The organism is Polyangium spumosum (genome assembly GCF_009649845.1).
Classification (GTDB): Bacteria; Myxococcota_A; Polyangia; order Polyangiales; family Polyangiaceae; genus Polyangium; species Polyangium spumosum.
In genome coordinates this window covers 930462-942929 of the sequence record NZ_WJIE01000001.1, presented here as the reverse complement: position 1 = coordinate 942929, position 12468 = coordinate 930462, and the positions used below count along the sequence as shown (strand labels likewise).

The 12468-nt window shown below is 68.0% G+C and carries 8 protein-coding genes; 3 read left to right on the top strand and 5 right to left on the bottom strand.

Features of this window, described 5'->3' with window-relative positions:
• Positions 1–5 precede the first annotated feature (5 nt).
• The gene (locus GF068_RS04045; RefSeq protein ID WP_153817930.1) at positions 6–473 is read left to right on the top strand and encodes a hypothetical protein; all 468 of its coding nucleotides are present in this window, start codon (positions 6–8) and stop codon (positions 471–473) included.
• 329 nt (positions 474–802) lie between these two features.
• Here GF068_RS04045 and GF068_RS46860 read toward each other — a convergent pair whose 3' ends face one another.
• From GF068_RS46860 to GF068_RS04030, 3 genes are all read right to left on the bottom strand, one after another.
• Entirely contained in the window at positions 803–1246 is a 444-nt protein-coding gene (locus GF068_RS46860) for a helix-turn-helix domain-containing protein (RefSeq protein WP_153817929.1), read from the bottom strand.
• 489 nt (positions 1247–1735) lie between these two features.
• Positions 1736–3670, bottom strand: coding sequence for a DNA gyrase/topoisomerase IV subunit B (locus tag GF068_RS04035; protein ID WP_153817928.1), 1935 nt, complete (start codon positions 3668–3670; stop codon positions 1736–1738).
• Between the two features lie 3 nt (positions 3671–3673).
• Positions 3674–6103: a DNA gyrase/topoisomerase IV subunit A gene (locus GF068_RS04030; RefSeq protein WP_338046212.1), complete on the bottom strand. Its 2430-nt coding sequence runs from the start codon at positions 6101–6103 to the stop codon at positions 3674–3676.
• 408 nt (positions 6104–6511) lie between these two features.
• Here GF068_RS04030 and bamA point away from each other — a divergent pair, with 408 nt between their 5' ends.
• Positions 6512–9151, top strand: coding sequence for an outer membrane protein assembly factor BamA (gene bamA, locus GF068_RS04025; RefSeq protein WP_153817926.1), 2640 nt, complete (start codon positions 6512–6514; stop codon positions 9149–9151).
• Between the two features lie 115 nt (positions 9152–9266).
• The gene (locus tag GF068_RS04020) at positions 9267–10070 is read left to right on the top strand and encodes a rhomboid family intramembrane serine protease (RefSeq protein WP_153817925.1); all 804 of its coding nucleotides are present in this window, start codon (positions 9267–9269) and stop codon (positions 10068–10070) included.
• On the opposite strand, the gene GF068_RS04015 is transcribed toward GF068_RS04020, so the two are convergent.
• Both GF068_RS04015 and rpoD read right to left on the bottom strand, forming a co-directional pair.
• Positions 10067–10438, bottom strand: coding sequence for a hypothetical protein (locus GF068_RS04015; protein ID WP_153817924.1), 372 nt, complete (start codon positions 10436–10438; stop codon positions 10067–10069). The two genes, GF068_RS04020 and GF068_RS04015, sit on opposite strands and share 4 nt — an antisense overlap.
• Before the next feature lie 38 nt (positions 10439–10476).
• A complete protein-coding gene (gene rpoD / locus GF068_RS04010) occupies positions 10477–12363 on the bottom strand; it encodes an RNA polymerase sigma factor RpoD (RefSeq protein ID WP_153817923.1) in 1887 nt (628 codons plus the stop codon).
• Positions 12364–12468 lie beyond the last annotated feature (105 nt).

The window sequence follows — 12468 nt, the reverse complement described above, 5'->3', positions numbered from 1 at the left end:
GGATCGTGGGACGTTCTCGCCTCGGGGTCGTGTTCGCGGCGCTGCTCGCAGGTTGCGCCGGTGGCAGTGGTCCGCCCGTCGCAGAGGGGCCAGAGAAGCCGTCCCTCGACGCAAACAACCCCGCCGAGCCCGAGCTCACGGGCGCAAAGAAGAAGCTCCAGGGGACGTGGGAGATCGTCCGCTACACGTCGGACCACCCGATCCCGAACGAGGCGATGCCCTTGATGGCGGACCTCTTCGAGTCACTCCGCATCCGGTTCGAGCAGGACGCGCAGAGCGTACGAACCTCGAAGACCCCCGACGAGAGCGCGCCCTACCGCATCGAAGGCGAGTCCGGCGACAGCTTCACCCTGCGCACGAGCGGAGGCATGTTCGACGGCGCAAAGTGCCGCTTCCTCGGCCTCGACGAGTGGGAAGTGACCGATCACGGAAAGGCCTGGCCCGGCGTGAGTGTGCTCCGCAGGGAGCGCTGAGCTGGGGCTTCGCCCCAGACCCGACCAGGGGTTGTCCACCCCTGGACCCGGACCAGGCACGGCCTGGACCGAGGGTGCGAAAACCGCGCGATGCGCGGCTTTCGCAACGGGCCCGCGTCAAGACCGGCGACGACTTTGCCAGTCGAGACGGCAGGGCTGACGTCTCGGCTGCGGGGGGAGGGATGGCAACGCGGGCGTGGTCTTGTTACGGGCCTGTTGGATGAACTGCGCGTTGCGCAGTTCATCCACCCTCGGTCCAGGCCGTGCCTGGTCCGGGGTGCAGGGGGTGGACAACCCCCTGCTGGGGTGCGGGGCAACGCCCCGCGCTCTCACCGCTTCGACAGCAGAGCGCGCAGCTCGGCGGGCCTGCGGAATCCGATACGGCGGGCGACGTCGCCTTCGCTCATGCCTTCGGTGAGCAGCTCGCGGGCCTTCTGGGCGCGCACCTCATCGTAGAAGACGTGAGGGGAGCGGCCGAAGGCGGCGCGGAACTGGCGTGCGAAGTGGAACTCGGACAGGTCGAGGTCCAGGGCGACTTCGTACGAGCGGATGCGTTGGCCGGCTTCTGCGGCGGCTTTGATGCGCTCGCGGGCCACGCGCATGCGCTCGGGCGTGCTCTTCGGGATGATTTGCGACGGCTGCGGCGCGGGGATGCGGGGCAGCGTCTGGGTGATGGGGGCCTGGCGGACCGCAAATGGCGGCATGGGCGAGGCCGAGGTGTGAAGGGCGGCGGAGGGTGCGTTCAGCATCGTCAAAGGAAGCGCATCGCTCACGGGAACCTCTCCTTGCCACGGGGAATCTCGCCGCTGATGCGGCGCCGTGACGGCATCTCGCTTCCTGCCTTTGCAACCCTTGGGCCGAAGGGTGGGTGCGGCCGTGACTGGTATCAATATTTACCATGTAGGCGTACCAATCTCTCGTGCACATACGATGGGCCGTGGGTTCAGCATCTGTCAGCGGGATGGCGGAAATGGCCTTGGTGCCGGGATTTTGCGCGGTTCTCGTGGATCCTTGGGTTTTTGGAAGCTGCGGGCGAGCATCCTTCTGACCCTTGCGCCGTCTATCTGGGGCCCTAAGGCTGCGTATGAGCGGCTCGATCTCGTGTTGCGCCGAGTCTGCTCAACTCGCGCAGGTTCGGCGCCGGATGATCGGGTTGCGCTGATGCGGGGTGCGGGGCGGGGGCGCGCGTGTGCCCGGACGCACGACGATGGCGCGGGGACGAACGCGGGATGTGTGGGGACGGGGAAGGGGTGGGGGGCGGATCAGACGTCGATTTCGGCCGTCTGGGCTCGGTCCATGATGAACCGGAAGCGTGCCGATGCGTCTTTGCCCATCAGCTCGTTCAGGATGCGGTCGGTCTCGAGCTCGCCTTCGATGACGACGCGCAGGGCGCGGCGGCGGCGGGGGTCGAGGGTCGTGGCCTTGAGGTCTTCGGCGGGCATCTCGCCGAGGCCCTTGAAGCGGGAGATTTCGGGCTTCTGGCCCTTGGGCAGCTTGACGAGGATGCGGTCGCGCTCTTTTTCGTCGAGGGCCCAGTGGGTCTCTTTGCCGGCGTCGATCCGGTAGAGCGGGGGTTGGGCGAGGTAGACGTGGCCGCCGCGGATGAGGCCGGGCAGGTGGCGGTAGAAGAACGTGAGCAGCAGCGTGGCGATGTGCTGGCCGTCGCTGTCGGCGTCCATCAGGAGGAAGATGCGGCCGTAACGTAGCTTCGAGGCGTCGAAGTCCTTGCCGAAGCCGCAGCCGAGGGCGCTGACGATGTCCTGGAGCTCCTTGTTCGAGAGCACCTTCGACGTCGAGGCTTGCTCGGCGTTCAGCACCTTGCCGCGGAGGGGCAGGATCGCTTGCGTGCGCCGGTCGCGGCCTTGTTTCGCGGAGCCGCCGGCGCTGTCGCCCTCGACGATGAAGAGCTCGCTCTCGTTCGGGTCGGTCGAGCTGCAGTCGGCGAGCTTGCCGGGCAGGTTCAGGCGGTGCGAGATCGCGGTCTTGCGGACGACCTGCTGCGTCGCTTCGCGGCGGGCTTCGCGGGCGCGGGCGGCGAGGATCGCGCGCATCACGATCGCCTCGCCGGCCGTGCCGTTCTCGAGCAGCCATTGCTCGAGCGCGGGGCGCACGATGCCTTCGACGGCGGGGCCGGCCTCGGGGTTGTTCAGCCGGTCCTTGGTTTGTCCCTGGAACTGCGGCTCTTGGATGTAGATCGACAGGAGGCCGACGATGCCCTCGCGGATGTCCTCGGCCGTGAGGGTCACGCCCTTCGGCTGGATCTTCTTGGCCTCGATGAAGGCGCGTACGGCCTTGACGATCGCGGTGTTGAAGCCGCTCTCGTGCGAGCCGCCGGAGTGCGTCGGGATGCCGTTCACGTAGGAGCGCAACGACTCGTCGGGCGACTCGGTCCAGAGCAGCGCCGCTTCGAGGCGGATGTTGTCGGCGTCCTTCGCGATGTGGAACATCGACGTGTGCACGGCGGGCTTGCCCCGCTGCGTGACGAGCTTCGGCAGGTAGTCGGCGATGCCGTTCGGGTGGACGAGCTCGATCGCCTCGCCCGTCGCCTGGTCCTTGAAGACGATGAGCAGGCCGCCGTGCAGGTAGGCCTTCGCTTCGAGGCGCTCCTTGACCGTGTCCGCGTCGAACGACGCTTTGTCGCCGAAGATCTCCGGGTCGGGGCGGAAGTGCAGGATCGTGCCGTGCTTGCGGGTCGCGGCGCCGCGCTTGAGTTTGCCCGTGGGGATGCCTCGGCTGAAGGCCTGCACGTGCTCGTGACCGTCGCGCAGGACCTTCACCTCGAGCTCGACGGAGAGCGCGTTCACCACGCTCGAACCCACGCCGTGCAGGCCGCCGGAGACCTTGTAGTTCGAGCTCGCGAACTTGCCGCCCGCGTGCAGCGTGCAGAGGATGAGCTCCAGCGCGGGGCGGTTGTACTTCGGGTGCACGTCGACCGGGATGCCGCGGCCGTCGTCGGTGATCGTCGCGCCGCGATGATCGGCGTCGAGCGTCACCTCGATGCGCTTGGCGTGGCCGTTGATCGCCTCGTCGACCGCGTTGTCGACGATCTCCCAGAGCAGGTGGTGGTAGCCGCGCGTGTCGGTCCCGCCGATGTACATCGCGGGGCGCTTGCGCACGGGCTCGAGGCCCTCGAGGACCTCGATGTCCTTCGCGGTGTAGCGGGATCCGGAGGTAGGCTGCGGGGTAGCGGTTGCCATGGCTCAGCTCTCCTCTTCGGTCGACTTGCCGAGGACCGGCGTGGCGACGGGGGGCGGGACGACGCGGACGATGCGGTCCTTCTTCGCGGGGAAACACTGGCGGCCGAACTCGCCGCGCGCGCCGCGCATCTTCTCCACGCTGTCACGGAGGATCTTCCCCTTCTCGCTCTCGACCTCGACGTGCTCGTCGAGCGACGCGCCCACCACGCGCTCGCCCTCGTCGAGCTTCATCACGGTCGAGCCCTTGCCCGCGCCGGAGAGGACGCCGATCTCGTCGACGGGCACGCCGAGCGCGAAGCCGTTCGTCGCGACGAGCGCGACGAAACCGTGCGAGGGCGGCAAGAGGACCGCGAGCACCTCGTCGTTCTCGCCGAGCTTCGCGAACTTGCGGCCCGCGCGTGTGCTCGGCTCGCGGTGCTGCCGGAGCGAGAAGCGGAAGCCGAGGCCGCCGCGGGTGAGCGCGAGCGCGAAGGGCGGCTCGGGCTCGACGGCCCCCTCCGTCGGGGCGCGGAGCTCCTCGCCGAGGGCGCGCGGATCGAGCGACATCATCGCCACCATCCGCTCGCCGTCCGCCATCTTGAAGAGCTTCTGGACCGGATCGCCGTAACCCGTCGAGGGCGGGATGTCGTGGATGCGGCAGACGTAGCAGGCGCCGAGGTTCGAGAAGAACGCGACGGACGAGCGCGTCGAGCCGGCCACGGCCGCGAGCACGCCGTCGCCCTCGCGCAGGCGCGTCGCCGACGGATCCTTGAGCTCCCGGACGCGCTTCACCCAGCCCTGGGAGCTCAGGACGACGTTCGCGTCCTCCGCGACGATGAAGTCTTCGGCCTGGAACTCCGGCTCGTCGACCGCGCCCATGACCTTCGTGCGGCGGCGATCGCCGTACTTTTCCTTCATCTGCGCGAGCTCGTCGCGCACGATGTCCCAGCGCTTCGTGTCGCTCTTCAGCACGCCTTCGAGGCGCCCCGCCTCCTTGCGTTTGTCCCCGAGCTCCTTGCGCACGACCTGGATCTCCAGCCGCGCCAGCCGGTAGAGGCGCAGCTCCAGGATCGCGTCCGTCTGCTCGTCCGAGAGGTTGAAGCGCTTGATCAGCTTCGCCGCGGCGTCCGCCTTGCCTTCGCTCTTGCGGATGATCGCGATCACCTCGTCGAGCGCGTCGAAGACGATCTCCAGGCCCTCGAGGACGTGGATGCGCGCCTTGAGCTCGCCGAGGTCGAACTCGAGCCGCCGCGTCACGGTCGAGTACCGGAACGTCAGGAACTGGTTCAGGATCTCGTCGAGCCCGAGGCGCTTCGGCGCGGCGACGTCGGGGTTGTCCGTGGGCACGAGGCAGGTGAGGTTCACCGGCACGTGCACCGCGAGCGGCGTGTGCTTGTAGAGGTACGCCATCACGAGCTGCGGATCCGTCCCGCGCTTCGTCTCCAGCACGATGCGCACGATGTCCGTCGACTCGTCACGCACGTCGAGCAGCGGCGGCAACTTCTTCGAGATGATCACCTCGGCGATCTTCTCGACGATCGCCTTGCGCTCGACGCCGTACGGGATCGACGTGATCACGATGAACGAGGGGCCGCGCTTCGAGTCGTCCTCCTCCTGCTTCCACTCGCCGCGCAGCTTCAGCGAGCCCTGGCCCGTCGTGTAGACGGCCTCGAGCTCCTCCTTCGTCGCGTGGAGCTGCCCGCCGGTCGGGAAGTCCGGGCCCTTGATCTTCTTCAAGAGCCGGCTCACCGGCAGGTCCCGCTGGTTCGAGAGCTCGATGCAGGCGTCGAGCACCTCCATGAGGTTGTGCGGCGGGATGCTCGTGGCCATGCCGACCGCGATGCCCTGCGAGCCGTTCACGAGCAGGTTCGGGAAACGCGCCGGCAAGATGACGGGCTCGCTGCGCGTGCCGTCGTAGTTCGGCCGCCACTCCACCGTGCGCTTGCCGAGCTCGCCGAGCAGCTCCATCGCGAGCGGCCGGAGCTTCGCCTCGGTGTAACGCATCGCCGCGGGCGCATCGCCGTCGATCGAGCCGAAGTTGCCGTGACCCGCGACGAGCGGCGCGCGCATCACGAAGTCCTGCGCGAGCCGGACCATCGCGTCGTAGATCGCGACGTCACCGTGCGGGTGGTACTTACCCATCACGTCACCGACCACGGCCGCGCTCTTGCGGAAGCGCCCGTCGGGGGCGAGGTGCAGGTCGTGCTGCATCGCATAGAGGATGCGGCGCTGCACCGGCTTCAGGCCGTCGCGCACGTCGGGCAGGGCGCGGGACGTGATGACGCTCAGCGCGTAGTTGAGGTACTTGCGTTGCGCCTCTTCCGCGAGCGACGTGTCGGGCACCGGCGGCGGCGGCGGCGGCTCACTGCCGCCCGGTGTCTTGGGGGCGCGCCGAGGCCTCTTCTGACCACCCTCACCATCGAGGGGAAACGGGACCTGCTGGGCAGGGGGCACGGGCGTTATCTCCAGGGGTGGGGAGGCCACGCGCCGCCGCCACGGCGAGCGCGCGTCCCCCCAGGGATCGACGGTGTACCCGCGTTCAGTGGCCGCAGGCAGGGATGCCATTACCCACGGAGCGCCGATCGGTCAAGCCACGGCGCGCAGGGACGGCTCCGGGCCCGCCGGCCGTGAAAAGCGTTCTTCCGAGGGGATTCTACCGGCGAATCCGCGCCTCTGCCCCGTCGGTCGGGCGGCCCTCCGACGGACGATCGCGTCCCGGGCGCCTTGCCGTCCGGACATGGAACTGGAAAACCAACGGCTCCCACCTTGAGACCTCTGGCCCGCTGGGGTACGGGGAGCCGCCACTTGTACACGACGCCCGTTCCTCCCCGCCGCCTGCCGAGCCGACTCCGGATCCTCTGGATGCGCGCCCTCTTGGTCGTCTTCACGATCCTCGGGCTCTCGCCTCGGGTGGCCTTCGCGCAAGGGGGCCCGCCCGCGGGGACGCCAAAAGAGCCCGCGGCGGCGCAAGCTCCCGCAGCGGCGCAAGCGCCCGCGGCAGCGCAAGGCGACGAAGGCGACGAAGGCGAAGACGGGGACGCGGACGCGCCCGCGGCGCCGAACGGAAAGGGCGCAGCCGCGGCCGGCGCGAGCCCTGAAGAGGCCGCGCAGCCGGTGCCCACGCTCGCGCCCACCGAGGCCGAGCTCGCTCGCGGGCAGCCTGTCGCGCGCGTGGTCATCGCGGGCAACCGTCGCATCTCCGCGGACGACATCCGCGCCTACCTCGGCACGGCGCGCGTGGGCAAACCCTTCACGCCCGAAGGTTTGTCCCGCGACGTGCGCGAGCTCTGGGACTCGGGCTTCTTCGAGGACGTCGAGGTCGACCTCACCCGCCGCGACGACGGGGTCCACCTGCGGATCCTCGTGCGCGAACGTCCGAACATCAAGACGATCGAGTTCGACGGGAACCAGAACATCAGCGCCGAGGACTTGACGGAGGCGCTCAGCGTCGAGGTCAAGACCGGCACGATCCTCAGCTACAACGCGATCCGCCGCGGCATCCAGAAGCTGCGCGACAAGTACGCGGAGGAGGGTTACTTCCTCGCCGAGGTCTCGTACGAGACGGTGCCGCAGCGCGACAACGAGGTGCTGCTCCGCTTCAAGATCAAGGAGCACGAGCGAGTCACCGTCCGGCGCGTCACGTTCATCGGCAACAACAACATCCCGGATGCCGAGCTGCGCGAGGTGATGATCACCGGGCAGGGCAGCTTCTTCGACTTCGGCACCGGCGGCGCGTTCCGGCAGGACGCGTTCGAGCGCGACGTCCTCGTGCTCTCGGCGCTCTACTACGATCGCGGCTTCCTCTCGGTGCAGATCGCGACGCCGCGCGTGATGCTCACGCCGGATCGCACGGGCATCGAGGTGACGCTCACGATCAACGAGGGTCCGCGCTACCGCATCCGGCAGATGCGCGTCTACGAGCGTGACGCCGAGGGCAAGGAGATCGAGCCCATCGGCGGGCGCAGGCGCCTGCGCGAGATGGTCCGCGCGAAGAGCGGCGACTGGTTCAACCGCGCCGAGCTCGCCGCGGATCTCGGCCGGATCCAGACGATGTACCGCGACGAGGGTTACGCGAACGTGGAGGCCCCGCCCGCGACCGACCTCGATCCGGAGCGGCAAGAGGTCGACATCATCGTCGCGATCCGGCGCAACCAGCCGATCAAGATCGGGCGCATCGAGATCCGCGGCAACACGAAGACCCGCGACAAGGTCATCCGCCGCGAGATGGAGGTGCTCGAGGAGCAGCTCTTCAGCGAGTCGAAGCTCGAGCGCAGCAAGCGTCGCATCACGATGCTCGGCTACTTCGAGCGCGTCGACATCTCGACCGAGCAGGGCGACGACGCCGAGCACATCAACGTCAACGTCGAGATCGTCGAGAAGCCGACGGGCACGTTCCAGGTCGGCGCGGGCTTCTCCAGCATCGAGAACTTCATCGCGACGGCGCAGGTCCAGCAGCAGAACCTCTTCGGCCGCGGTCAGTCGCTCTCGCTGCAGGCGCAGATCTCGGGCCTCAGGCAGCTCATCGACGTCCGGTTCTTCGAGCCGTACCTCTTCGACACGCAGTTCTCCGCGGCGATCAGCGCGTACGACCAGCTCCGCGTCTACAACGACTTCTCGCAGACCTCGCTCGGCGGCGCGCTCACGCTCGGCTACCCGATCATCCAGCCCGAGCTCCGCGTCGCGCTCACGTACACCCTCGAGTCGAACCAGATCTCCACGCAGACGACGTCGACGCTCTTCGGCACCGCGGCCGCGGTGAACTTCTTCCAGAGCGTGCCGCTCGCGAACGTCTACAACGACGGCATCACGTCGAGCATCCGGCCGACGATCACCTACGACACCCGCAACAACCAGCTCTTCCCGTCGGCGGGTATCTTCATCCAGGGCTCGGTCGAGCTCGCCTCGAAGTACCTCGGCAGCGAGCAGCAGTTCGTCCGCTTCCGCAACACGGCGCGCTTCTACTACCCGATCCGCGACTGGCTCGTCTTCAAGGTGAACAGCGAGGCCGGCGTGGTGACGAGCCCCTCGCCCGAGGGCGTGCCCATCTTCGCGCGCTTCTTCCTCGGCGGCATCCTCGACCTGCGCGGCTTCCTCCTGCGCAGCGTCGGCCCGCGCCTGACGTTGAACCAGACGCTCGATCCGAACGCGCGTCCCTTCAACAACGGGACGAACATCGGCGGCAACCTGATGTACTACCAGAACGCCGAGCTCGAGTTCACGATCCTGGAGCAGGTCGGCATCCGCGGCGTCATCTTCACCGACCTCGGCAACGCCTGGAACCTCGAGCGGAACTACTGCGAGGCGAACCCGGCCTCGCCGTTCTCCGCGACGAACCCCTGCTTCACGCCGTCGTCGCTGCTCAACGTCCGCACCTCCTGGGGCGTCGGCCTGCGCTGGTTCTCGCCGCTCGGCCCGCTGCGCTTCGAGTACGGCTTCCCCTTCAGCCCGCTGCCCTACGAGCAGCCCAGCCGCTTCGAATTCACGATCGGCAACTTCTTCTGATCGGACGCGGCGCTCCGCCGCGAGCGGACCTTCCCCCCGCTCCGGACGGCCGCAACGCGCCTTTCCCGCGCCCTTCGGTTGCTCGTCCGCGTTCCTGTTGGTAGCTCCATGGACGATGCGCCCTAGCCCCCTCCCGTTCGTCCTGCCTCGGCCTGGCAAGGCCATCAGCGGGATGATGATCGCGATCACCGTCCTGTGGGTCGGCCTCGCGCTGAGCATCAACTGGGTGGAGGTCGGCGCGAGCGTCGCCCAGTTCATGGCTGGCACGACCTCGGGCGTGCTCCGTGGCCAGATCTGGCGCCTCTTCACGGCGCCGCTCTTCCACGACACGTCGAGGCCCGGGCACTTCCTGATGACGTTGCTCGGCCTCTACTTCCTCGCGCCCACGCTCGAGTCGCGCTGGGGCGCGCGGCGGATGCTGATCTTCCTGTTCGGCGCGGGTGCCTTTGCTTTCGCCACGCAGGTCGCCGTGGGCGCGCTCATCCCGAAGCTGAACGCGGCCGTGTGGTTCGGCGGGCTCGGCATGATCGAGGCCGTCGCCGTCGCGTGGGCGCTGCAGAACCGCGACTCGCAGGTGCGGATGTTCTTCGTGCTGCCGGTGTCGGCATACACGATGGTCGCGATCATCTTCGTGCTCTCCGTGCTGAACGTGATCGCGCTGAACCAGCACACGCCCGAGGGGCTCGTGACGCCGTTCGGCGGCATGCTGGCCGGCTGGCTCTTCGGGGATCGTTCGCCGCTCCGGCGCCTGTACCTGAAGCTTCGCCTGCGGCAGATCCAGGCGCAGACGGCCTCGCTGCGCGCCGAGGCTGCGGCGTCGGCTGCGGCGGCGCGCGCGCGCCGCGCGTCGGGGCCTCCGCTGCGCGTGATCGAGGGTGGCTCGAAGACGCCGCCGAAGGACAAGCGTTACTTGAACTAGTGCGCCGGGATCGTCGCGCAGGTGCGCACGTCCGCGAGCGTCTTTGCGTGTCTGAGGCACGAGAACTCGCCTGACGCGCGTGGCTTGCCGACGAGGTCACGCTTGCAGTCGGCGAGGAACGACTCCTCGAGCTTCTGCCCCTCGCTCTTCACGACGGCGACGGCCTTCTCCGCCGACGGGCTCGCCGCCTCGGGGAACTTGGCTTCTGCGGTCCAGAGCTCGTGCAGGTGCGCGCCCACGGCCTTGCAGTCGTCCTCGGTCACGTCACGCGCGCAGCCCGCCGCGAGGCCAACAAGGCCCGCCAGCACAAAGAGAACGAGGGGCGCTCCCCCTGCGAACGATCGCTTCGGAGCACCCCTCGTGTTCATGCTGGCAGTCTACGCGCTGCGGCGCGGACCGGACAAGCTCAGCTATCGATGAAGCTCTTGAGCTGCTTCGAGCGGCTCGGGTGGCGGAGCTTGCGCAGCGCCTTGGCCTCGATCTGCCGGATGCGCTCGCGCGTGACCTCGAAGTCCTGGCCGACCTCTTCGAGGGTGTGGTCGCTCTTCTCGCCGATGCCGAAGCGCATGCGGAGGACCTTTTCCTCGCGAGGCGTGAGCGTCTTCAGCACCTTCCGGGTCTGCTCGGCGAGGTTCATGTTGATCACCGCCTCGGCCGGCGAGATCACGCTCTTGTCCTCGATGAAGTCGCCGAGATGCGAGTCTTCCTCCTCGCCGATCGGGGTCTCGAGCGAGATGGGCTCCTTCGCGATCTTCAGGACCTTGCGGACCTTGTCGAGCGGCAGCTCCATCTTCTCGGCGATCTCCTCGGGCGTCGGCTCGCGGCCGTACTCCTGGACGAGGTAACGCGAGGTGCGGATGAGCTTGTTGATCGTCTCGATCATGTGGACCGGGATGCGGATGGTCCGGGCCTGATCGGCGATCGCGCGCGTGATGGCCTGCCGGATCCACCACGTCGCGTACGTCGAGAACTTGTAGCCGCGCTTGTACTCGAACTTGTCGACGGCCTTCATGAGGCCGATGTTCCCCTCCTGGATCAGGTCGAGGAACTGCAGGCCGCGGTTCGTGTACTTCTTCGCGATGGAGACGACGAGCCTCAGGTTCGCCTCGACGAGCTCGGCCTTCGCGCGCTCGGCCATGCGCTCGCCCTCGCGGATGCTCTCGTAGGTGCGGCGGATGGCCTCGACGTCGATGTTGAGCTCCTCCTCGACCTTCTTGAGCCCCTTCTGCGCGTTCTTCAGGGTGGACTCGAGGTCGAGCAGGTCCTCGCGCGAGACGTTCAGCTTCTTGGCGAGCCGCGCCTCGGCGAGCTTGTTGCCCTTCACCTTCACGAGCTCGCGCCGGAGCTCGGCCTTGCTCATGCCCGTGCGCTTCTCGATCTCGGTCGCGCCGGCCTCGGCCTTCTCCACCTTCGAGATGAGGCCCTTCAACTTCTGCACGATCTTGTCGATCGTCTTCTTGTTGAGGCGCATCTCCTCGAGCGTCGTCACGAGCTCGCCCGTGGTCAGCACGACCTCGGCGTCGAGCTGCTTGCGACGGCCGTCGGTCTTGACCTCCTTGCGCTCCTCGAGCAGGTCGGCCTTCTTCTTGTCGAGGCGCTTGACCTTGTCGATGAGGCGGATGATGCGGCGATCGGCCTCCTCCTCGTCGAACTCCTGGTCGTCGCTCTCGGCGTCCTTGATGAGCTCCTTGACGCGGATCTTGTGCTTCCGGAGCTTCTCGCCGAGGTCGATGATCTCGCGCACCGCGATCGGCGAGTCGAGGATGGCGGCGTTGACCGACAGCTCGCCGTTCTCGATGCGCTTGGCGATCTCGACCTCGCCCTCGCGCGTGAGGAGCGAGACGCTCCCCATCTTGCGCAGGTACATCCGGACGGGATCGTTCGACTTCGAGTAGTAGTCGACGTCCTCTTCCTCGCGGTCCTGCGTGACGACGAGCTTCTTGTCGCTCGCCTCCTCGTCCGCGATGCGCTTCGGCGCGATCTTCACCTGCGTCGCGCCGTCGACGATCTCGATGTCCTCGTCGCCGAGCGCGCCGACGACGTCGTCGAGCTGATCGGGCGAGACGTCCGCGGGCAGCGCGTCGTTCACCTCGTCATACGTGAGGAAGCCCTTCGTCTTGCCCGCATCGACGAGCTTCTCGAGCGCCTTGCGCGGATCCGACTTCCCCGCCCCATCCGGTGCCTGCGACCTCGTCCCGCGGTCCCCCCGAGCGCCGTGTGCGGCTCCGCCGCCACTCTTCCCCGCGCCCGATCCGCTTGCCCGACCCGCAGACTGCTTGGCCTTGCTCGCCATCCCATTCGCTCCACCGGGCCCACGTCGGGCCACGTGCTTCAAGGAACCAACCGAGAACAAATCCGTGATTCACGCCCGCGCAGCCATGCTCGATGGCGCACGGTT

Excerpts from the sequence above, each read along its gene's own strand:
- rpoD (WP_153817923.1), bottom strand. The coding sequence starts at position 12,363 with ATGGCGAGCAAGGCCAAGCAGTCTGCGGGTCGGGCAAGCGGATCGGGC.
- GF068_RS04020 (WP_153817925.1), top strand. The coding sequence starts at position 9,267 with ATGCGCCCTAGCCCCCTCCCGTTCGTCCTGCCTCGGCCTGGCAAGGCC.
- GF068_RS04015 (WP_153817924.1), bottom strand. The coding sequence starts at position 10,438 with ATGAACACGAGGGGTGCTCCGAAGCGATCGTTCGCAGGGGGAGCGCCC.
- GF068_RS04035 (WP_153817928.1), bottom strand. The coding sequence starts at position 3,670 with ATGGCAACCGCTACCCCGCAGCCTACCTCCGGATCCCGCTACACCGCG.
- bamA (WP_153817926.1), top strand. The coding sequence starts at position 6,512 with ATGCGCGCCCTCTTGGTCGTCTTCACGATCCTCGGGCTCTCGCCTCGG.